The sequence below is a fragment of the Mucilaginibacter sp. Bleaf8 genome, assembly GCF_018390515.1.
Lineage (GTDB): Bacteria > Bacteroidota > Bacteroidia > Sphingobacteriales > Sphingobacteriaceae > Mucilaginibacter.
In genome coordinates, this window is sequence record NZ_JAHBBK010000002.1 from 657,169 (window position 1) to 676,484 (window position 19,316).

18 protein-coding genes and 1 tRNA gene are annotated in these 19,316 nt (G+C 43.3%); 8 read left to right on the forward strand and 11 right to left on the reverse strand.

Annotation, left to right across the window (positions count from 1 at the left end; translation table 11 throughout):
- Nucleotides 1-24: 24 nt before the first annotated feature.
- The 4 genes from KHS38_RS11600 to rpmA all read left to right on the forward strand — a co-directional run bounded on the left by KHS38_RS11600 (nt 25) and on the right by rpmA (nt 2,888).
- Nucleotides 25-1,398, forward strand: a complete 1,374-nt coding sequence (locus KHS38_RS11600; protein ID WP_213488710.1) for a dicarboxylate/amino acid:cation symporter — start codon at nt 25-27, stop codon at nt 1,396-1,398.
- 93 nt (nt 1,399-1,491) lie between these two features.
- Nucleotides 1,492-2,004, forward strand: a complete 513-nt coding sequence (locus KHS38_RS11605) for a hypothetical protein (protein ID WP_213488711.1) — start codon at nt 1,492-1,494, stop codon at nt 2,002-2,004.
- A 125-nt stretch (nt 2,005-2,129) separates the two neighbouring features.
- Nucleotides 2,130-2,438, forward strand: coding sequence for a 50S ribosomal protein L21 (gene rplU / locus KHS38_RS11610; RefSeq protein ID WP_213488712.1), 309 nt, complete (start codon nt 2,130-2,132; stop codon nt 2,436-2,438).
- Between the two features lie 51 nt (nt 2,439-2,489).
- The gene (gene rpmA, locus KHS38_RS11615) at nt 2,490-2,888 is read left to right on the forward strand and encodes a 50S ribosomal protein L27 (protein ID WP_213488713.1); all 399 of its coding nucleotides are present in this window, start codon (nt 2,490-2,492) and stop codon (nt 2,886-2,888) included.
- Nucleotides 2,889-3,019: 131 nt separating this feature from the next.
- On the opposite strand, the gene KHS38_RS11620 is transcribed toward rpmA, so the two are convergent.
- The 3 genes from KHS38_RS11620 to KHS38_RS11630 form a co-directional block, all read right to left on the reverse strand.
- Nucleotides 3,020-3,994 carry a polyprenyl synthetase family protein gene (locus tag KHS38_RS11620; protein WP_213488714.1) on the reverse strand — a complete coding sequence of 325 codons (975 nt, stop codon included), beginning with the start codon at nt 3,992-3,994 and terminating at the stop codon, nt 3,020-3,022.
- Between the two features lie 27 nt (nt 3,995-4,021).
- Complete coding sequence (gene rnr, locus KHS38_RS11625; RefSeq protein ID WP_213488715.1) at nt 4,022-6,160, reverse strand: ribonuclease R; 2,139 nt, start codon at nt 6,158-6,160, stop codon at nt 4,022-4,024.
- A 160-nt stretch (nt 6,161-6,320) separates the two neighbouring features.
- Nucleotides 6,321-7,028: a 3'-5' exonuclease gene (locus KHS38_RS11630; RefSeq protein WP_213488716.1), complete on the reverse strand. Its 708-nt coding sequence runs from the start codon at nt 7,026-7,028 to the stop codon at nt 6,321-6,323.
- Nucleotides 7,029-7,260: 232 nt separating this feature from the next.
- Between KHS38_RS11630 and KHS38_RS11635 the strand changes: the two genes are divergently transcribed.
- A complete protein-coding gene (locus KHS38_RS11635) occupies nt 7,261-7,986 on the forward strand; it encodes a glycosyltransferase family 2 protein (RefSeq protein WP_249665377.1) in 726 nt (241 codons plus the stop codon).
- Between the two features lie 119 nt (nt 7,987-8,105).
- Here KHS38_RS11635 and KHS38_RS11640 read toward each other — a convergent pair whose 3' ends face one another.
- The 7 genes from KHS38_RS11640 to kdsA form a co-directional block, all read right to left on the reverse strand.
- Nucleotides 8,106-8,510 carry a hypothetical protein gene (locus KHS38_RS11640; RefSeq protein WP_213488717.1) on the reverse strand — a complete coding sequence of 135 codons (405 nt, stop codon included), beginning with the start codon at nt 8,508-8,510 and terminating at the stop codon, nt 8,106-8,108.
- A 43-nt stretch (nt 8,511-8,553) separates the two neighbouring features.
- Nucleotides 8,554-10,935, reverse strand: coding sequence for a type I DNA topoisomerase (gene topA / locus KHS38_RS11645; RefSeq protein WP_213488718.1), 2,382 nt, complete (start codon nt 10,933-10,935; stop codon nt 8,554-8,556).
- A 132-nt stretch (nt 10,936-11,067) separates the two neighbouring features.
- On the reverse strand, nt 11,068-12,156 hold the full coding sequence (gene mnmA, locus KHS38_RS11650; protein WP_213488719.1) for a tRNA 2-thiouridine(34) synthase MnmA: 1,089 nt from the start codon (nt 12,154-12,156) through the stop codon (nt 11,068-11,070).
- A gap of 179 nt (nt 12,157-12,335) precedes the next feature.
- Entirely contained in the window at nt 12,336-13,703 is a 1,368-nt protein-coding gene (locus KHS38_RS11655; RefSeq protein ID WP_213488720.1) for an NAD-dependent succinate-semialdehyde dehydrogenase, read from the reverse strand.
- Nucleotides 13,704-14,104: 401 nt separating this feature from the next.
- Nucleotides 14,105-14,458: a DUF3140 domain-containing protein gene (locus tag KHS38_RS11660; RefSeq protein ID WP_213488721.1), complete on the reverse strand. Its 354-nt coding sequence runs from the start codon at nt 14,456-14,458 to the stop codon at nt 14,105-14,107.
- Nucleotides 14,459-14,527: 69 nt separating this feature from the next.
- Nucleotides 14,528-15,463 carry a KpsF/GutQ family sugar-phosphate isomerase gene (locus tag KHS38_RS11665; protein ID WP_213488722.1) on the reverse strand — a complete coding sequence of 312 codons (936 nt, stop codon included), beginning with the start codon at nt 15,461-15,463 and terminating at the stop codon, nt 14,528-14,530.
- 127 nt (nt 15,464-15,590) lie between these two features.
- Nucleotides 15,591-16,367 (reverse strand): 3-deoxy-8-phosphooctulonate synthase, encoded by a 777-nt coding sequence (gene kdsA, locus KHS38_RS11670; protein ID WP_213488723.1) that lies wholly within the window; start codon nt 16,365-16,367, stop codon nt 15,591-15,593.
- Between the two features lie 187 nt (nt 16,368-16,554).
- Here kdsA and hscB point away from each other — a divergent pair, with 187 nt between their 5' ends.
- The 3 genes from hscB (at nt 16,555) to KHS38_RS11685 (ending at nt 18,509) form a co-directional block, all read left to right on the forward strand.
- The gene (gene hscB, locus KHS38_RS11675) at nt 16,555-17,082 is read left to right on the forward strand and encodes a Fe-S protein assembly co-chaperone HscB (RefSeq protein WP_213488724.1); all 528 of its coding nucleotides are present in this window, start codon (nt 16,555-16,557) and stop codon (nt 17,080-17,082) included.
- Nucleotides 17,083-17,101: 19 nt separating this feature from the next.
- A tRNA-Leu gene (locus tag KHS38_RS11680) sits at nt 17,102-17,185 on the forward strand.
- Between the two features lie 139 nt (nt 17,186-17,324).
- A complete protein-coding gene (locus KHS38_RS11685; protein ID WP_249665408.1) occupies nt 17,325-18,509 on the forward strand; it encodes a site-specific integrase in 1,185 nt (394 codons plus the stop codon).
- 155 nt (nt 18,510-18,664) lie between these two features.
- Here KHS38_RS11685 and KHS38_RS11690 read toward each other — a convergent pair whose 3' ends face one another.
- Nucleotides 18,665-19,210 (reverse strand): hypothetical protein, encoded by a 546-nt coding sequence (locus tag KHS38_RS11690; RefSeq protein WP_213488726.1) that lies wholly within the window; start codon nt 19,208-19,210, stop codon nt 18,665-18,667.
- Nucleotides 19,211-19,316: the final 106 nt, after the last annotated feature.

Genomic DNA, 19,316 nt, shown 5'->3' on the forward strand with positions numbered 1-19,316 from the left:
GTTTTAGCCTTTCCAAACTGTTACATGAAGAAAAACAAACTTACGCTTTATATATTTATTGCGCTGATTTTAGGTGTTGTGGCCGGCTATATCTACAACCAACAGGTTATTAATGTTTACAATAATACCATAGCCACTGCCGATGCCCGCATCAAAACTATCGATAATCAATTGGTAAAGATACAGGACACTACATCAGTTTCTTATCAGTCGTTAAAAACAGAACGCAATACATTATCCAAATCGCGTAAAGAAAGTGATACCATTCGGGAAGATAAACTGGTTGGGTTTAGTGTGCTGAGTGATATTTTTTTACGGCTCATTAAAATGATTGTAGCTCCGCTGGTATTTACCACGCTGGTGGTAGGTGTGGCCAAAGTAGGCGATATCAAAGCGGTTGGCCGTATTGGCGGTAAAACGATGTTGTGGTTTTTAAGTGCAACACTCGTTTCCTTGCTGTTGGGTATGGTGCTGGTCAATTTCTTTAAGCCGGGTGAAAATATGCATATCCCGTTGCCTGATAGTCATTTAAGTACTGGTATCCAAAAAACAGCTTTATCTCTTCGCGATTTTATAAGCCATGTTGTACCGAAGAGCTTTATTGAATCAATGGCTAACAACGAGATATTGCAGATCGTGGTATTTGCCATGTTTTTTGGCGTAGCCACAGCTGCCATTGGCGAAAAGGGCGAAATTGTAATCAAGGCTATGGATGCTATAGCGCATGTAATATTAAAAATTACAGGCTATGTAATGCAGCTGGCACCGCTTGCTGTATTTGGCGCCATTACTGCAGTGGTTGCCAAGCAGGGATTAGGTATTTTGTCGACCTATGCCGTATTCATTGGCGAGTTCTATTTCTCATTGGTAGTGTTGTGGCTGGTTATCTTGTTTGCGGCTTTTACCGTATTGGGCCGCCGGGCATTTACGCTGATAAGCCGTATTAAAGATGCCATGCTCATTGCGTTCAGTACCTCAACCAGCGAGGCCGCCTATCCACGCATATTAATGGAGTTGGAACGTTTTGGCTGCAACAATAAAATTGTAAGTTTTGTATTGCCGTTGGGCTATTCGTTTAACCTGGATGGTTCTATGATGTACATGACCTTTGCCTCGTTGTTCCTGGCGCAGTCATACGGTGTGCATTTATCATTTCAACAACAAATTTCTATGTTGCTGGTGCTTATGCTTACCAGTAAAGGTGTAGCCGGTGTGCCGCGTGCATCGTTAGTGGTTATTGCCGGTACCATTGCCATGTTCAATATACCGGAGGCTGGTTTGGCTCTGCTTATCGGCATTGACCCGCTACTGGACATGGGCCGCTCTGCAACCAACGTATTAGGTAACGCAATGGCTACAGCTGTAGTAAGTAAATGGGAAGGGGAGCTGGACAGCTAATTACTTCGGGTTGACAATTAATCGTGCTTGCGGCTCTCAAGGCTCGTTTTACAATTTTATATTTGCAGCTTAAATCCTATTCAATCAAACTTCATGTCTGATAAAACTAAAAAGATGTTCCTGATTGCCAGTGTAGTGGTGCCACTCTTATTGTATTGTGTGTACTACTATGGCGTAATGATTAAAAATGCACCATACCGCTTTTCCGACTTACAGTATATCCGTTTTGAGTATGGTGAGGGCGATAGCCTGATCAATAAGTATAATTCTAAAACCGGTGCTTACCAGTTTGTAACCAAGCGTAACGAATTAAAAGTTACCAATGTAAAACTTAACAAAGATGAGCTGCTTTACCTGCACCGTAAAGCCGCCGACTTGGGTTTTTGGAATTTTCCGGCGGTTGAAGAAAATACATCGTTAAAAGAAAGCGGCCAAAAAACACCGCACTTTATGATGGAATATGTTTACAAGAATAAAACCAAAAAGGTACTGTTTGATGCCGCTTATGATGGCGACCGTTCATTGAAAGATGCCAACGAGCGCCTGATTAAAGAAATACAAAAAGTGTTGAATCAGGCTGAGCTGCGTACTAAAAGATCGCAATAGCATAGCCTTTAAAATTTATAAAAAACAACGGGCTGCTTCATAAAATATTGAGGCAGCCCGTTGTTTTTATAAATAACTCTTTCTATATTTGCACCTCGAATTTTTAAACAATTAAATAATAAACAATGTACGCAATAGTAGATATAGCCGGACAGCAATTTAAAGTTGCTAAAGACCAGCAGCTCTTTGTACACCGCCTACAAGGAGATGAGGGCGCTAGTATTGAATTTGACAAAGTATTGTTAGCTGAAAACGAAGGTAAATTCACCTTAGGCAGTGCACTGCAAGGTGCCAAAGTATCGGCCACAATCGTGTCTCATGTTAAAGGTGAAAAAGTTCTTGTTTTCAAAAAGAAAAGAAGAAAAGGTTACAAAAAGAAAAACGGTCACCGTCAGCAATTCACCAAGATAGCAATTACTGGTATCACATTATAATTTAAGGTTTAACGCCGAGGCTGTTTTTGCAGCTTCATAACAATAAAAAACATGGCACATAAAAAAGGAGCGGGTAGTTCCAAAAACGGCCGCGAATCGCATAGTAAACGTTTAGGTATCAAAATTTTCGGTGGTCAGCCTGCTATTGCTGGTAATATCATCGTTCGTCAGCGTGGTACCAGACACAACCCAGGTCAAAACGTAGGTATTGGCCGTGATCATACTTTATTTGCTTTGATCGATGGTCAGGTAGTATTTAAAAAGAAAGCTGATAACCGTTCATACGTATCAGTATTACCTTTCGAAACTGCTGAAGTTGCTGCTGAAACCAAACCGGTAGTAAACGTAAACACCGAAGCTGCTGCAGTTGCTGCACCAACTAACGGTAAAGCTAAAAAAGCACCTCAAGCTGAAACTGCTTCAGAAAGCGACGAAGTTGTAGCTGAGTAATCTTTTTTAAGATATATAACAAAAAGGCCCGAATCATTTGATTCGGGCCTTTTTGTTTGGCTTTATAGTAACTAATAAAGGTAAAAAGGGTATTGTCCATTGATAATACCCTTTTTACCTTTCAAGATCTATTACTTTTCCCGCACCATTAATCCATCAGCAAAATCGCGAAGATATTGTTTTCGGTCGTCTGTTAGGCTAACCTGTGCCAAGGCTTCAAACGCTTGTTTTGTGTAGGTGTGCATAGCACGTTCGGCATGTTTGCGTACTTCTAAACGGTCATAGATGGCTGTAACGGCAGCAACTTTCTCTGCAGGGTCAAATGATGTAGCATCAAGCCAGCGTTGTAGTTCAGCAGCTTGTTCGTCTGCCGCAAGTTCAAGCGCCTTGATCAATAAAAAAGTTTTTTTGTTGGATATGATGTCGCCACCTACCTGTTTACCAAATTTATCGGGGTCGCCGTATACATCCAAAATATCATCCTGCAGTTGAAAAGCGATACCCAGCTGTTCGCCAAACTGGCAAAGCAGGTCAGCATCTTGATTACTGGCACCGCCTATTAATGCCCCAATTTTAAGCGCTCCACCTAATAACACTGCAGTTTTCAGGCGTATCATCTCCAAGTAATCGGCAATTTCAACCCGTTGTTGCTGTTCAAAATTCATGTCATACTGCTGGCCTTCGCAAACGCCTACAGCTGTATTGTTAAAAATTTCGAGCACAGAACGTAATATGCGGTCATCAACCTGCATAATCAGCTTGTAAGCTTCTACCAGCATTACATCGCCCGAAAGTATGGCCACGTTTGGATTCCACTTTTCGTGCACGGTAGCTTTGCCACGGCGCAGTGGGGCGTTGTCCATAATATCGTCGTGTACCAGTGTAAAGTTGTGGAACACCTCAATGGCCAATGCCGGTGGCACTGCGGCTCTGGCGTCACCGCCAAACATGTCGCAGGCCATCAGCAGCAGTGCGGGGCGCAGGCGCTTACCGCCTAATGCCAGTATATAAGTTATCGGCTCGTAAAGTTCGATGGGACGTAAAGGAAACGAGAGGTCAGTTACGCCTTTCTCGATCAGTAGCTGCAAGTCTTTCAGTGTATTCATAAATATTAGCGCGTGCGCTGCAGAAGGTTAGTCCAGTATCAGCGAAAAGTCAATCTGTTTTTTAACCAGATCTACGTTTTTTACTTTGATTTGGACTTCATCACCCAACTGGTAAGCCTTCTTTTTGCGTTGGCCTATAATGGCATAGTTTTTCTCGTCTAAGGTATAAAAGTCGTCTGATATATCACGCAGGCGTATCATACCTTCACAGTTATTTTCAATGATCTGAACATACATACCCCATTCGGTCACGCCTGATATAACGCCGTTATATACGGAGCCGATATTATCCTGCAGATATTCAGCCTGTTTGTATTTAACCGAAGCACGTTCGGCATCTGCCGCTTTTTTCTCCATTTCCGAACTGTGCTTGCACAGTACCTCATAGTGGTCTGCATTGGCCGATTGACCGCCTTCCAGGTAATGCAGCAATAAGCGGTGTACCATCACATCCGGGTACCGGCGTATAGGGGAGGTGAAGTGCGTATAATGATCAAATGCCAGGCCATAGTGGCTGCTGCTTTTGGTTGTATAAATAGCTTTAGCCATAGAACGTATAGCCAGCTGTGTTAAAACGTTCTGCTCCTTTTTGCCTTCCACATCGTGCATCAGGTGGTTCAGTGATTTCGCAATCTCTCTGTCCGATTTCATGTTGATGCGATAGCCGAAGCGAGCGGCAAACTGCGCGAAATTGCCTAGCGTTTCGGGGTTAGGTGCATCGTGCGCCCGGTATACAAAGGTGTATTTCTTTTTACCCTTGCCTTTTTTGCTTACAAATTCAGCCACTTTTCGGTTGGCCAGCAGCATAAAATCTTCAATCAGTTTATGTGCATCTTTACGTTCTTTTACGTATACACCAACAGGTTTGCCCTGTTCGTCCAGCTTAAATTTAACCTCGGTGGTTTCAAAGCTGATAGCGCCATGTTTAAACTTCTGCTCCCGCAGCTTATAGGCTATTTCATTTAGCTGCTTAATTTCCTGTGCGTAATCACCTTCGCCGGTTTCAATGATCTGCTGCACATCTTCATAGGCAAAGCGGCGATCGGAGTGGATGATGGTTTTACCAAACCATTCGCTCAGTACCCGGCCTTCGGCATCCATTTCAAATACGGCGGAGAAGCACAATTTGTCCTCATGCGGGCGTAGAGAACACAACCCGTTCGACAATCGCTCTGGCAGCATCGGTATTACACGGTCAACCAGGTAAACGGAGGTGCCGCGCTCGTAAGCTTCTTTATCCAAGGCCGAATCCGGAATGATGTAATGAGCCACATCAGCAATGTGCACACCAATTTCATAGTTGCCATCTTCCAATGATTTGAAAGATATAGCATCATCAAAGTCTTTGGCATCAACCGGGTCAATGGTAAAGGTAAGCACCTCTCTGAAATCCCGGCGTTTGGCAATTTCCTCCTGAGTAATTTCCTCTGGTATTTCTTCCGATTCGCGTTCCACCTCATCCGGGAAGGATAGCGGGAAGCCATACTCGGCCAGGATGGCGTTCATTTCGGTGTTGTTCTCGCCCTGTACACCTAACACGCTCTTGATACGACCTACAGGGTTTTTCGCCCCGGCCGGCCATTCAGTGATTTCGGCAACGGCTTTCATGCCATTCTTGGCATCATTCAGGTCACTTAGCGGAATAAAAATATCCTGCAACATCTTGCGGTCGTCGGGTACCAGGAATGCAAAACGTTCAGAAAGTTTCACAATACCGGTAAACTCCATTTTGGCCCGTTGTAATATTTCTATCACCTCGCCCTCTTTGCGCTTGCCTTTGCTCTTGGCGTAAACGTAAATCCTTACACGGTCGCCGTGCAGGGCTGTGCGCAGTTTTCGCGGCGCTACATAAATGTCGTTCTCAAACTCATCGTCGGTTACGATAAATGCAGAGCCATCAGTGGTCATATCCACGCGGCCCTCAACAAATGTTTTCAGTTCCAATAACTGGAATTTGCCAGGCGCTACTTCTTTCAGCGTTTCCTTCTGGGCTTCTTCCTTCAGAATTTCCAGTATGGTTCTGCGCGATTCAGTATCATCTATATTCAGCCTTCCTGAAACCTGCTTATAATTTAATATTTCCTTGCCATTTTTTTCAAAAACATTGAGTACAAGTTGTGTAAGTACATGTTTTATTGAAGGTGGCGTGTTGTTCTTTTTAGACATAAAGTAATCGTGATTATGCTAATATACACAACCCGTGTAAATCAGGCTGGGATATCAGCGATGGTGTAATGGCATAACAACTAAAAGTCAATATTATTTTAAATATTATAAAGTTGTCAGCTTTTGTGAAGTGAAGTTCCAACGGAGATATGTTCGCAGTTTATTCGCTTACGATGGCAATATCTCCGTCGGCAATCAGGTCATCCCCCCTGAAGCGTTTAAGTAGCTGTGCTGTTGTAACCACATCTTTTTGGCAGTAAGTGCAAATACGGTCCAGCTCGTTATCTATCCAGTAAACATCGGCTACCATGCTGCCGTCAATATCATCCTTAGGGGTAGGGATGCCAAATATGGCAGCTAGCAGGTTAAGTGAGGTGAAGTTTTTAAAATCACCGAATTTCCACATTTCCATGGTATCCAGATGGCAAATTTCCCAGGGCTTTTTACAGGAAATATCCAGTTGTTTAGGCAGCTTAATGCGGTTGATGAGCATGCGGCGGCAGATGTACGGAAAATCGAACTCTTTAGCATTATGGCCGCATAATATCAATTTCTCGGACATGCCGTTCAACAGGTCGGCAAACTTGCCAAGCAAAGCGGCCTCATCATGAGATGCGAATGATTTTACTCTGAAACCTTTACCATTAGTAAATATACCGGCCGATATACAGATAATTTTACCAAACTCAGCCAGGATGCCTGCGCACTTATAAAACTCTTCGGGCGTTTCATCAACCCCGCGCTGGCGTTTGGTTTTGTCGGCCCATAGCTTTTGCATATGCCCGGGCAACTGATCGTAGCTGCTGTACTGTGGTACAGTTTCTATATCAATCACCATTACGTTATGTAAATCAAGGGTCTCCAGCATTAGCCTGTTTAAGTATATTAATCTGCAAAGTAACAAATTTTACCTCATGCAACGTAGCGCTACAACGTAATTAAGACTATTAGTATGCTTTTTTTACCCCAATACACTGCTTGTTATAAGCAAATGGCTTTATAAGCGTTATAGAAGGGTGTGGTTTTGTTGAAGGTAGCTAGTGATAATTTACAATAAACGTTACCTTCGCAAATTATTAAGTAAGATACCTGTTGTTTAAATGATTATTACTAAGCTATCCGTTGTTATCCCGGCTTATAATGAGGGAAGAACCATCCACCTGATTTTAGACAAAGTAAAGGCAGTGAATCTGATTAATGATATTCAAAAAGAGATCATTATTGTAAACGACTGCTCAAAAGATGATACAGAAGAGGCGGTTACCCGCTATCAGTTGGCCAATCCGGATATAAATCTTCAGTATTATAAGCACGAGGTAAACAAAGGTAAAGGTGCTGCACTACATACCGGCATTTCGAAAGCAACCGGCGAGTATCTCATTATTCAGGATGCTGACTTAGAATATGATCCACAGGAGTACAATGACTTGCTGAAGCCGGTTGTAGACGGGTTTGCTGATGTGGTTTATGGATCGCGTTTTATGGGCAGCAACCCTCACCGTATACTTTTCTTTTGGCATACTATCGGTAACCGCTGGCTTACCTTCGCATCCAATATGTTTTCCAATCTCAACTTAACCGATATGGAAACCTGTTATAAGCTTTTCAATACCCGGATGATTCAAGGGATACATCTAACTGAAAAGCGCTTTGGCTTTGAGCCGGAGGTTACACAAAAAGTGGCGCGCATACCTCGTATAAGAATATATGAAGTAGGTATATCTTACTACGGGCGTACCTATGAAGAAGGCAAAAAAATAGGCTGGAAAGACGGCTTCCGGGCAATTTTTTGCATTTTGAAATACGGGTTGTTTAAGGCAAAATAAGTTTATAAAAATACTATAAGTAGTTCTTCTATAAAAGAAAAGATCCATTGTTTATCAGACAATGGATCTTTTCTTTTATAGATATTTTCCGATTAAACCTCCGGTGCTATAAATTATGATTAACGAATCATTACGCCTGGCTTGTTCACTATCGGTATATGAATGAAGTTGGAATCAATAATGCTTTCGGGCAAAAAGATGAACTTCTTATCATAAATATCACGACCAATGTAGTAGCTCAGCCAGTATTCATTATTAAGGCCGAAGGTTTGTTCATCAATAGGCTCAATCAGTGCTGATGCTTTACCTTCAAGCAATGGAATCATATGGCGCAAGGTAGAAGTTTTAACCTGTTTGCCCTCTTTTTCACCATAACCTTTTGACGTGATCAGCACATTTTCAATAGGGTGGTCTTTTAAGTTTATCACATAAACATACCACAGCTTGGTTTCCACTGTTTCATTCTCGAGGGCAACGGCGATGGCAATATCTTCAACAATATTATCAGGCAAATCTTTTTTCATGGCGTAAATCAAAAGCGCCTGCATGTGCAGGCGCGTTATCGTGTTATTTCTTTTTGGTTGCTTTCTTAGCAGCTGGCTTAGCTGCCTTTGCAGCTGGTGCCGATTTTGCACCTCGCCCAAAACCTTTTTTGGTGTCTTTCGGTGCGGCATCAGCTAAAGCCTTGCACTGGTCGTAAGTAAGGGTTGTGGGATCGGCAACATCTTTAGGTATTTTAACGTTCTGTTTGCCAAATTCAATATACGGTCCCCAGCGTCCGTTTAAAATTTTAACTTCCGGATCTTGGTCAAAACTCTTAATCAACTTCTCCGCATCTTTTTTGCGCTTCTCCTCAATGATTTCGACACACTGCTCTTCCGTCACACTCATTGGGTCAACACCTTTAGGTAAGGAATAGAAACTGCTGTTGTGGCGAATATAAGGGCCGAACTTACCAATGGCAACCGTCATATCCTTATCCTCATACATACCTACTTTTTTAGGCAGTTTGAAGAGTTCTAAGGCTTCTTCAAGTGAAATGGTCTCTATCATTTGTCCTGCACGTAAACTGGCATACAAGGGCTTCTCTTCGCCTTCAGCGTCGCCAATTTGTACAAAAGGGCCAAACCGCCCAATTCTAACAGATATTTTCTTTCCGGTTTCGGGATGTGCACCCAGTTCGCGTTCGCCACGAGCTTTGTCTGCAGTTTGAATGGTGCTTTCAACACCTTCATGGAATGGCTGGTAAAAGCTGCGAATCATTTGCGTCCACTCCTTCATGCCTTGTGCTATCTCGTCAAACTCCTTTTCTACGTTAGCGGTAAAATGGTAGTCTACAATACCCTCAAAGTGCTGAACTAAAAAGTCGTTCACTACAGCGCCAATATCAGTAGGGAATAACTTACCCCGTTCGGCACCGGTGTTTTCAGACTTTTGCTCTTGCTTGATTTCGCCGCTTTTTAGCGTTAGCACCTGAAAGTTGCGGCTTTTGCCTTCCCGATCTTCTTTAACAACATATCCACGGTTTTGCACAGTGGAGATAGTAGGGGCGTAGGTAGACGGGCGGCCGATACCTAACTCTTCCAGCTTTTTAACTAAGCTAGCCTCGGTATAACGGGCAGGGGGGCGGGAGTAACGTTCGGTGGCGGTCATTTCCTGCAATACAAGCTGCTGCCCTTTGGCTAAAGGCGGCAGTATGGCATTGTCACCATCTTGCGTATTCTCGTCCTCGTCATCATTCGATTCGAGGTAAACCTTCAAAAAGCCGTCAAATTTCATTACCTCGCCGTTGGCTACCAAGTCTTCCTGGCGGGTTGAAATATCTATTTTAGCCGTGGTTTTTTCAAACCGGGCTTCACTCATTTGCGATGCAATGGCGCGTTTCCAGATCAGCTCATACAAACGTCTCTCTGCATTGTCACCATCAACCGTATGCTGGTCAAAATAGGTTGGACGAATAGCCTCATGCGCCTCCTGTGCATTGGCCGACTTGGTTTTGTATTTACGATGCTGATGATATTGCTCGCCGTAAGCCGACATAATTTCCTGAGCGGCAGCTTGTAAAGCAACTTCAGATAAATTAACACTATCGGTACGCATATAGGTTATTTTACCGGACTCATACAGCTTCTGCGCAACCGACATGGTGCGCGATACCGAGAAACCAAGCTTACGGCTGGCTTCCTGCTGCAGGGTGGAGGTGGTAAATGGTGCCGCCGGCGAGCGTTTGGTAGGGCGTGTTTCTAATGACCTTACGGTGAACGCTGCAGCAATGCAGTCTTGCAGAAACTTTTCAGCATCTTCCTGCTTGGTAAAGCGTTCGGGTAGTTCCGCTTTGAAAGCTTCACGTCCTTTGCCGAAAATGGCTACGATACGAAAAGCAGCTTCGGCCTTGAATTTATTTATTTCACGCTCGCGCTCCACAATAAGGCGTACAGCAACGGATTGCACACGGCCGGCAGATAAGGATGGTTTTACTTTTTTCCAGAGTACTGGAGAAAGCTCAAAGCCTACCAGCCTGTCCAGCACCCGGCGGGCTTGCTGTGCGTTTACCAGATTATAATCGATCTTTCTTGGATTTTCGATGGCCCGCATAATAGCCGGTTTCGTAATCTCATGAAAAACGATGCGCTTGGTTTTATCTTCTTTTAGTCCTAAAGTATCAAACAGGTGCCAGGAGATCGCTTCACCCTCCCGGTCCTCATCGGAGGCGAGCCATACGGTTTCTGCTTCTTTAGCTAACTTCTTTAACTCGCTTACTATCTGTTTCTTATCTGAAGGTACCTCATATTTTTGTGCAAAGTTATTTGCCAAATCTATAGCATCTTCAGATTTAACCAAATCGCGGATATGGCCGTAACTTGACTTTACCGTGAAGTCTTTTCCTAAGTATCCCTCGATGGTTTTGGCTTTCGCCGGTGACTCTACTATGAGTAAATTTTTAGCCATTAACGCTCAATTTTTTGCAAATAAAACACAAAGAATGTGAATCACAAATTCACACCCTTTATATTTTTTATCTTTTCAACACCAAAATTCAGGAATTGTTCACCCTAGGAAGCGGGGTAGCAGATAACCGGATTACATCAGGAAGCCACCGCCCAGCAAATCACTGCCTTCATAAAACACGGCCGACTGGCCCGGTGCAATGCCTGATACATGGTGATCAAAATCTACTTTCATGTGTTCGCCCATTTGCACAATGGTACTTTCAGCACCCGCATCTTTATAACGGATTTTGGTTACGGCTTGTATAGGTTCGTTTATGTTTTCGTATTTAACCAGGTTGAGGTTGCGTACCCAAGCCTCTTTTTGTTCCAGTTCATCGGCAGTGCCCAGCACCACGGTGTTGGTAGCGGCATCTATACGGGTTACAAACATTGGGTGCCCCAATGCAATGCCCAAGCCTTTACGCTGGCCAATAGTATAAAAAGGATAGCCTTGGTGTTTGCCCACCACGGTGCCATTAGTAAGCACAAAATTACCCGGACCAACACGCTGGTCCAAATCCTCTACCTTATGGCGCAGGAAAGAGCGGTAATCATTATCCGGCACAAAGCATATCTCATAGCTTTCGCTTTTGCCAGCAAGTTCGGCTTGGCCCATTTCAAGCGCCATTTGCCTTATTTCGGCTTTTGTAAAGCTGCCTAAAGGGAATTTGGTACGTGCAAGGTTTTGCTGCGATACGCCCCAAAGTACATAAGATTGATCTTTGTTCTCGTCCCTACCTTTGGAAACTACATAACGACCATTATCCTGCAAGCGAATGTTAGCGTAATGGCCGGTAGCTATAAACTCACAATCCAATTTATCTGCACGTTTTAGCAGCGCCTCCCACTTGATATGGGTGTTGCACAATACGCAAGGATTAGGCGTGCGGCCAGCCAAGTACTCATCAACAAAGTTATCGATCACAAAATTGCCGAACTCATTGCGGATGTCCAGAATGTAGTGGGGGAAACCATAACCTACTGCCAACGCCCGTGCATCATTGATGCTATCCAGGCTGCAACAGCCGGTCTCTTTCGAGCTTCCGCCCGATGAGGCATAGTCCCAGGTTTTCATAGTAAGGCCGATTACTTCATAGCCCTGCTCATGCAACATAATTGCTGCTACCGAACTGTCTACACCACCACTCATGGCTACTAATATTCTACCGTGCTTACTCATTGTAATGCAAAGATAAGCTTTTGCCTGCGGCTGTAAAAAAATGTACAGTCAGACTTAGGTAAAAGATACTTAGTATGTTGGTTTCGGTATTAATTATAGGTTAACTTCTATTGTTAATCAGTTACTTGTGTTAGTCACCTCTTTTATCTATTTAGATAAGGAGGCGGCTATAGAAAATGTTATTTGATGTAGACTGTCTTGATATTTACAAATTCATGAATGCCAAACATGCCCAGTTCCCGCCCGTAGCCCGACTCCTTGATGCCGCCGAAAGGTAGGCGCGGATCTGATTTTACAAGTGAGTTTACGAAGCATGAACCTGCTTCAAGTTGGGTTGCCGCAATGCGTTCGCCGCGTTCTAAATCTTGTGTAAACACAGCACCTCCTAAACCAAATTGGCTGTCATTGGCAATCGCCAAAGCTTCGGCTTCATCTTTGGCAATGATGATGGAAGCAACCGGACCAAACAACTCTTCATCAAACGCAGGCATGCCTTTTTTTACCTGCGTAAGAAGAGTAGGCGGATAAAAGGCATGATTACCTTCGGGTATCTTACCACCCAACAGGCATTGCGCACCGGCATCTATTGACTTTTGTACCTGCTCGTGCAAGCCGTCTCGTAGATCAGGCCGGGCCTGCGGGCCTACTTCTGTATCTTTGCTGAGCGGGTCGCCCATCCGCTTACCTCGCATCTTTTCCAGCATCAATTCTGTGAACTGTTCTGCTACTTCTTTAACTACTACAAAACGTTTGGCGGCAATGCAGCTTTGGCCACTGTTTATTAAGCGGCTGTCTACACAGGTGCGTGAGGCATGTTCCAAATCGGCATCTTCCAAAATCAGATAAGCATCACTGCCACCTAGTTCCAAAACGGTTTTTTTGATTAATGATCCGGCTTTGGCTGCTACTTTTTGGCCTGCCTGGGTACTACCTGTTAATGTAACCGCCCTGATGAGTGGATTTTCAATAATGCCATCTACCTCGCTACTGCCAACTAAAAGTGTCTGAAAAACATAATCGGGAAAGCCTGCCTGCTTTACTATATCTTCAATTGCTAATGCACAACCCGGAACATTAGATGCGTGCTTAAGTACGCCGCAATTGCCTGCTGCCAACGCTGGTGCCAAAAAACGGAATACCTGCCAAAAAGGAAAGTTCCAGGGCATAATGGCCAGCACAACACCAATGGGCAGGAAAGTTACGTAACTTTTCCGCGCATCGCTATCAATTATCTGCTCCTTTAAAAAGCCGGCTGCATTTGCGGCGTAGTATTCACAAACAGCGGCGCATTTTTCCACCTCGCTTACGCCCTGGTTTACTGGCTTGCCCATTTCAAGTGCCATCAGTTCGGCAAGTTCATCCTGGCGTTCGCGTAGTATTGCGGCCATGCGGTTCAGTAATGCCGACCTTTCGTTAGCGCTGGTAAGTTTCCATTGTAGCCAAGCTTGGTGTGTTTGATTTATTTTTTCGCTTACCTGGGCGCTGGTATGTGTCGTATAATTTTTGATGCTTTGGCCATTAGCCGGATTAACAGATGTAATGCTCATATAAATAGTTTTAAAAATCCTACTCTCACCGAAAGGCAATGCTTAATTGGCATTTATGCGCATTTAAAGCAGCTTTCGCAGAGCTTTATCGAATAAAATGCTAACAATTAATTTTGAAAAAGGAGTTAAAAAACTGTGATGATTACGTTATTTTAACAATAAAAATATTTGGTTAATGCAGATTAATTAGTGTAAACGAGCATTCAATAATTATTTTGCAAAAGTGATTTGAGGTATTGCACGATTTTTAGGGCCTGCTATTTTTGTTATAGTAATCCCTAATTAAAATGAGCGTAAAGAATTTAACCTTAGAACAGAAGCTGCAAGGCGTTATACTGCTTATTATATGCTGTGTAGCAGCAATTAATTACGTACTGTAATTAAGCTTTATAGGGCGAAGGCTATTTCTTTGAATAGTCGTGTCCCCAGTTTTTGAGCGAATAGTTCCAGTTGGTATCTGAAATATCGCCGTGCGGCTTTTGAGCCAGGTGGCGTTTAATATAGCCAACAACTTTTTGCATATGTTGATAATCGGCATCATGTAAATCACTTTTGTTTTTGCTAAGGATGCCGATTATTTTTTTGCCCGATTTATGACCGACGGACTCACCATCGCCACTATCCCAACCAACTGCCTTTGACTCGTCCGTTTTCAGCCACTTTTCAAGTACCGAAGGTGTCATGTTCACCAGCTCTTTAAATTCCTGGTAAATACTCTTCTGTTCGTCTGAGTCAAAGTTTTTATGTGCAGCCATAGCAATGATGTTTAGTTACATTAACATCGTTGCCCCAAGTTTGTTAAAGGTAACTAACAACCAGTATGTTTAGCGATTGTATATTTGGTAAGTGCCCGTCACGCTCCGGTGTTCCGGAGAACCAACCAGTATAGTGGCAATTTTACGGTCAATCATTAATTGTTCCGCATTGCTTATGTATTCGTCTTCGGCAATAATAATTGGGTCCGCAGTCATCATGTCTAAAGGCTTAAGTGATATAGGGTCGGGATTGCGTATAAGTGCCCGGCGCAGGTCGCCATCTGTAATAATTCCCTTGATGTTGGATGGTTCGCCGATGATGACCATACCTAACCGACCTTCGGACATACAAAGTAATAGCTCCGTAAAAGAGGCATCTTCACTAATAAAGGGCAGGCCATCGGTACGCATCAGATCCTTCACCTTAACCAGCAGTTTGCGGCCCAGGCTTCCGCCAGGGTGAAAACGGGCAAAGTCTTCCGACTGGAATTCACGCGCCTCCATCAAGGCAACAGCCAATGCATCGCCCATTACCAGGGTTGCTGTGGTAGACGATGTTGGTGCCAGTTTAAGCGGACATGCCTCGTGGGTTATATGTACGTTTAAATGATAATCGGTGTTTTTAGCAATGGTTGACTGCGGATTGCCTGTAATGCTTATAACTACGTTCTTATTCCATTTCAGGAACGGAATGATTTTTAAAAGTTCATCAGTTTCGCCTGAGTAGGAGATAAGTACAACCAGATCACCCGGGCCAATCATGCCTAAGTCGCCATGGAAGGCTTCGCCCGGGTGCATAAAAAAGCTCGAAGTACCGGTACTGGATAAGGTAGCTGCAATTTTTTTACCGATAAGCCCAGATTTGCCTGCGCCGGATATAACCAGCTTACCCCGGCATTGCAATATTGCTTGAACGCATTGGGTAAACTGTTCGTCAATAAGATTGCAAACTTCCTGTAACGAATCTATCTCGTCTTTAAAAACTCTTTTAGCTATTTCTTGCATTTTTATCAGGTGCCGGTTAGTAACCTTAAAATGATTGTTGAACGCTTATAGTTGCGAAACTTGTTAGCTAAGCAAAATTGCTATACATCAACAACCAAAGAATGCCAGCGGGCTACTATTTGAAGAATTAAATAAGCGGTTGTATCACTTTATCCAGATCTTGTAGCTTAACCATGTTAGGGCCGTCGCTCAAAGCGTTGTCCGGGTCAGGATGGATTTCCATGAAGTAGCCATTGGCACCGAAGGCTTTAGCGGCTAAAGCCATCATGGGAACGAAGGTGCGGTCGCCACCGGTTTTGCCGCCAGCTCCGCCGGGGCGTTGTACCGAGTGCGTACAATCCATACAAACCGGATGACCGAATGCTTTCATATCATGAATGTTTCTGAAATCAACCGCCAAGTTATTATAGCCGTACATGTTGCCGCGCTCGGTTAATATTACCTGGTTGTTGCCAGCTTCAATTACTTTTTGTGCAGGATAAAACATATCCTGTCCCGACAAAAACTGCGCTTTTTTAACATTTACAATTTTACCTGTTTTGGCTGCAGCAACCAGTAAATCGGTTTGGCGGCATAAAAAGGCCGGTATCTGTAAAATATCAACCACCTCGCCGGCAATAGCCGCCTGGTAGCTCTCGTGTATATCTGTAGTTACCGGCAGGTCGAAGCGCTCTTTTACTTTTTGCAGCATCTCTAAGCCTTTTTCTAAGCCAGGTCCGCGGTAGGAGTGGATGGAGGTGCGGTTAGCTTTGTCGAAAGAGGATTTGAAAACTACCGGCACCTGGTATTGCTGACCAACGCGGGCCACCTGTTCGGCCACCTGGTACAACAATTCCTGATTTTCCATTACACACGGGCCCAAAATAAAAAAGGGCTTGCTTTGCATTTGTTCAAAAAGCGACATATTGGCTGGAGTATTTATGCATGCAAAGGTAGAACTTTTTTAAATTGCCGGTAGCACCTGTTTAATGATGGCCGGGTGATGACAGAGGTAAAACAAAGCCCCTAGGTTTTATCTTAACATTGGTGTGATACGAAGCTCGGTCGCAAAACTATATTTGCATTTGTAAACAAAGAAACCATCATATTACATGATAAACTATTTTGAATTTTACGGCATACCAGAGTCGTTTAACCTTGATCAGGCAGCTTTGAAAAAGAAGTTTTATGCACTGAGTAAGGAATACCACCCCGATTTTTTTGCCAATGAAGGTGATGAGCGCCAGCAGGAGATTTTGGAAATATCAACGCTGAACAATAAAGCCTTTCAAACTTTATCTGATCCGGCTAAGCGGTTGGAGTATATTTTACGTCAGCATGAATTGGTATCAGAAGGGGCGAAGCCACAGCTACCTGCCGACTTTTTAATGGAGATGATGGATATCAACGAGCGCTTAATGGAGGTAGATGATGCCGAACAACTGGCTGATATTACCGCAGAAGTGCTGGCCGTTGAAAATAATTTACAAGATGAGATAGCAGCCTTAACTGCTGATTATGAGCAATTAAATGATACGGCGAGAGAAGAAAGGTTGATTTCGATCGCAAATATTTACTACAGACAAAAATATTTGTTGCGAATTAGAGAGAGTTTAAATACATTTGCATCCCGCTTCTGAAGGAAAGAAGTGAGGACAGGCCCAGATGGCGGAATCGGTAGACGCGCTGGTCTCAAACACCTGTGGCTGCAAGGCCGTGCCGGTTCGACCCCGGCTCTGGGTACTAAAGCAAATAACCGCTACAGTAAAACGTAGCGGTTATTGCTTTTAAACGCTTTATAAGGCGTTTTCTATGGCTTTATCCGGATAGCTGTTGTGCTTTCTGCTCCGAGTTTGCTCCGAGTATGAATAATACATCAGAAATGTACAGCTTCAGTTCAAAACTGTGGTTTAATAAGAGGGCTATTGCCTTTAAAACCGGTGAAGCATCTATCTACCTTCAGGTAGTCATAAATAGGTCTCACAAAGAATTTCCGCTAAAACTTAAATGGCCAGTCCACAAGATTGATTTAGCCAAAGGATTGCTATTGCCTCGCCAGCGCGGCGATAAAGACGTCGACGATTACAATCTCTTGCTACTTAGTGAGCAGGCGAAGCATATCGAAATTTTACGGAGTTACCGTATCAGGCGTGCGCCTATCGACATGCAGAAGTTCATACGTGAACTGAATACATTTGACAACAAAGACAGCTTTATCGCTTTTATGCTGGGACATAACCGGCGCCGGTATGATAGTAAAGAAATTGAAAACCGTACATATAAAAATGTTCGGTCCACAATAATGCTGATGATGGATTTCAATCTAAGTTGGCGCTATGAGATGTTAACCGTAAAATTTTTGAAGCAGTTTAAAATTTACCTGCAGGGTAAGGATTATGAACCCGGTCATATATGGTCAAAAATAAGGGATGTGAAATCTCATCTGAAAATGGCATCCACTGAACCATTGATACACGTCGATCCGGAGGTGATTGCATTTTCAAATCCCCAACCACAGTGGCGCACTACTTACCTCAACCGTGAGGAGGTAAATTTGTTAATCAAGGTATATCGCGAAGAGGAGTTAAAGGCTATGGACAGAAATGTCTTGCGCGCGTTTCTTTTCACCTGTTTCACCTCATTACGAATCTCTGATGTATATCGTGTGAATGCAGACTGGCGAATAGACGAAAACTTTATTGACTTCATCCCCAAGAAAAATCAAAAGAAGCGTAAGCGGCTAAAAGTGCCAATAATGGGTATGGCGACTATGTTTATCCAGAATGAAGCAGGCCAATACTTTGACCTGCCAACCGAGCAGGAGTATAACAGAACCTTGAAGCTAATGGCCAGCAAGGCTGGGATAAAGAAAAGACTAACCAGTCACGTTGGTCGTCATACCTTCGGTTATCTTTTTATGACTACGGTAGGCAATATGAAAGCCTTGCAAGAAATTCTCGGTCACACCAATTCAAAAACCACAGAGCGGTATGCTCATCTTGATGATGAGTACAAATATTTATCTGTTATGCGAATGCAGGAGGGCTTCGATAACCTCAGATTGTAGGAAATAACTATATTCGCGACTTATGTGATAAGGTTTAGGTTGAAAAACCCCGAGCGCGATGCTTCGGGGTTTTCTTTTTACCATTGGTCTTATATAATCATAAACACAGAAATGTTCGCGTAGTAGCGCACACTTAATGTTTTAGACGTGACTTGTTAGAGCTTCGTTTTAGCTTCAGAAACTAAGGCCCCTAGTGCCTTGAAGGCTTCTTGATCTAAAAAGAAGTAAGAATTGCTATCATACTTTTCGAGTTTCACATAACCTTTCCATTTCTTACTGTAGTTATAAGCGCCTCCAGAGAACCCCCCCCTTGAGTGAAAATTGTACTCGACACTATTTTCAGGGACTTCTGACGTAAAAACTTTATTGTTTATATAATCAATAACTTTCAAAAAAGCGTCAATTTCATCGGCATCTAGCATAGCGCTCTTAGTATCGGAACCATAACTCGCGTGATAATTCGCACTTAATTTGATCCCGGAAACGATTTTGTTAGATAACAGATCAGTGATTTTGATTACCTCTACTGTTACCTCCTTGGCCTTGCCAATCTCGACGAAGTCTTTTTTAGAAAATGTTCCAGCCTGCTCAGAGATAGTTTCGATGTTAGATTTTGCTGCTTCAGGCGTTGCTTTTTTAACCTGTGCATAAGTAAGTGTAGCGCTGGCCAAAAGTAGACCAATTAGTAAGGTTTTCTTCATATAGAATATTAATTAGGTTATAAAGGTAAAATAAGTGGATGGATAATGGATAATAGCCAATCAAATCGGGTTAAATCACTGATTGTTAATAAATATTATCCAAGCG